The sequence below is a fragment of the Pseudomonas sp. 478 genome (assembly GCF_003254125.1).
In the GTDB taxonomy this organism is placed as follows: domain Bacteria; phylum Pseudomonadota; class Gammaproteobacteria; order Pseudomonadales; family Pseudomonadaceae; genus Aquipseudomonas.
This window is the reverse complement of record NZ_QKZG01000029.1, coordinates 1,286-2,744: the sequence shown is the minus strand read 5'-3', so window position 1 is coordinate 2,744 and position 1,459 is coordinate 1,286. Positions and strand designations below refer to the sequence as shown.

Annotated in this window: 1 rRNA gene (only partly in view); it reads right to left on the bottom strand. The window is 52.9% G+C overall.

Annotation, left to right across the window (positions count from 1 at the left end):
- Window positions 1–61 precede the first annotated feature (61 nt).
- A 23S ribosomal RNA gene (locus DFS28_RS30330) occupies window positions 62–1,459 on the bottom strand (its annotated part continues 1,285 nt past the right edge of the window); the annotation flags it as partial.

Below are 1,459 nucleotides of genomic sequence, written 5' to 3'. Positions count from 1 at the left end.
TTTCGTCTTCACACACCGCAATCTGATGCTCTTTCGAGTAGTCAAATTGCTTGGGTGTTATATGGTCAAGCCTCACGGGCAATTAGTATTGGTTAGCTCAACGCCTCACAGCGCTTACACACCCAACCTATCAACGTCGTAGTCTTCGACGGCCCTTCAGGGGACTCAAGGTCCCAGTGAGATCTCATCTTGAGGCTAGTTTCCCGCTTAGATGCTTTCAGCGGTTATCTATTCCGAACATAGCTACCCGGCAATGCCACTGGCGTGACAACCGGAACACCAGAGGTTCGTCCACTCCGGTCCTCTCGTACTAGGAGCAGCCCCTCTCAAATCTCAAACGTCCACGGCAGATAGGGACCGAACTGTCTCACGACGTTCTAAACCCAGCTCGCGTACCACTTTAAATGGCGAACAGCCATACCCTTGGGACCGGCTTCAGCCCCAGGATGTGATGAGCCGACATCGAGGTGCCAAACACCGCCGTCGATATGAACTCTTGGGCGGTATCAGCCTGTTATCCCCGGAGTACCTTTTATCCGTTGAGCGATGGCCCTTCCATACAGAACCACCGGATCACTAAGACCTACTTTCGTACCTGCTCGACGTGTCTGTCTCGCAGTCAAGCGCGCTTTTGCCTTTATACTCTACGACCGATTTCCGACCGGTCTGAGCGCACCTTCGTACTCCTCCGTTACTCTTTAGGAGGAGACCGCCCCAGTCAAACTACCCACCATACACTGTCCTCGATCCGGATAACGGACCTGAGTTAGAACCTCAAAGTTGCCAGGGTGGTATTTCAAGGTTGGCTCCACGCGAACTGGCGTCCACGCTTCAAAGCCTCCCACCTATCCTACACAAGCAAATTCAAAGTCCAGTGCAAAGCTATAGTAAAGGTTCACGGGGTCTTTCCGTCTAGCCGCGGATACACTGCATCTTCACAGCGATTTCAATTTCACTGAGTCTCGGGTGGAGACAGCGCCGCCATCGTTACGCCATTCGTGCAGGTCGGAACTTACCCGACAAGGAATTTCGCTACCTTAGGACCGTTATAGTTACGGCCGCCGTTTACCGGGGCTTCGATCAAGAGCTTCGCGTTAGCTAACCCCATCAATTAACCTTCCGGCACCGGGCAGGCGTCACACCCTATACGTCCACTTTCGTGTTTGCAGAGTGCTGTGTTTTTAATAAACAGTCGCAGCGGCCTGGTATCTTCGACCGGCATGGGCTTACGCAGTAAATGCTTCACCCTCACCGGCGCACCTTCTCCCGAAGTTACGGTGCCATTTTGCCTAGTTCCTTCACCCGAGTTCTCTCAAGCGCCTTGGTATTCTCTACCCAACCACCTGTGTCGGTTTGGGGTACGGTTCCTGGTTACCTGAAGCTTAGAAGCTTTTCTTGGAAGCATGGCATCAACCACTTCGTCACCCAAAGGGTAACTCGTCATCAGCTCTCGGCCTTA